The organism is Saccharothrix mutabilis subsp. mutabilis (assembly GCF_039521145.1).
In the GTDB taxonomy this organism is placed as follows: Bacteria; Actinomycetota; Actinomycetes; order Mycobacteriales; family Pseudonocardiaceae; genus Actinosynnema; species Actinosynnema mutabilis.
On record NZ_BAAABU010000055.1, the window covers coordinates 1 to 1,024 of the forward strand.

1 protein-coding gene is annotated in these 1,024 nt (G+C 72.7%); it reads right to left on the reverse strand.

Annotation, left to right across the window (positions count from 1 at the left end; translation table 11 throughout):
- Positions 1 to 12: 12 nt before the first annotated feature.
- Positions 13 to 960: an IS481 family transposase gene (locus tag ABD126_RS38555; protein ID WP_343940645.1), complete on the reverse strand. Its 948-nt coding sequence runs from the start codon at positions 958 to 960 to the stop codon at positions 13 to 15.
- Positions 961 to 1,024 lie beyond the last annotated feature (64 nt).

Here is a 1,024-nt window from a genome sequence, read left to right on the forward strand (position 1 = left end):
CGTTGTTGACGCTTAGGCGGTCAGTCGGGTGATGGGTGGCTGGCAGCTGAGGGCGGAGTGGGCTCGGTGGGTGTTGTAGTCGTGGACCCAGCCGGGTAGGGCGGTCAGGCGGTCGGTGTTGGAGGTCCAGGCTCGGGCGTAGGCGAACTCGGTTTGCAGGGTGCGGTTGAAGCGTTCGGCTTTGCCGTTGGTCCACGGGCAGCCGGGTTTGGTGAACCGGCGGCGGATCCCGGGGGCGACGCAGACCGCGATCCAGTTCGTGCCGTGCCGGTAGACCTTGGCGTTGTCGGTCAGTACCCGCAGCACGCGTACGCCGTGGTCGCGGAACCAGGCCACCGCACGGTGCAGGAAGCCGGCGCAGGTGGGGTCGCGTTCGTCGGGCAGGGCCTCGACGTAGGCCAGACGTGTGTGGTCGTCCACCGCGACGTGCAGGTAGTCGTAGCCGTTCCCGCGTCCGCGGGCGCGTTCGACGCGGCCGTGCAGGCGCCATCCGCCGCCGTCGGGCACCCGCCCGAGTTTCTTGACGTCCACGTGCAGCAGGTCGCCGGGATCGGGGCGTTCGTAGCGGATGCCGGAGTGCCGGCGCCGCACCGGCGTGCCGGTGATCGGGTCGGTCGCGGCCAGGGCGGGCTCGCCGCGGCGGCGCAGGACCCGGCCGATGGTGGAGGCCGGCAGGCCGAGAAGTCCGGCCAGGTGCACCGGGCCGCGCCGGACCCGTCGCCGCAGCTCCACGATGCGGTCCTCGACCTGCGTCGGGATGCGCCGGGGGCTGTGGTGGGGACGGGAGGAGCGGTCGGCCAGACCCGTCTCGCCCTCGCGTCGGTACCGGCCCAGCCACTTGTGCACGGTGGCGCGGGAGATGCCGAGTTGCTCGGCGATCCGGGCCGCCGGCCACCCGGCCCGGTGCCGGGTCACGATCAGCCTGCGGGCATGGACGGTGGTGCGGGCGTTACTGTGCACGCGAGGACCTCCGTGCGTCGGAACGGGTGCGTCAGACACACCCACTCCGCCCGGAGGTCCTCCC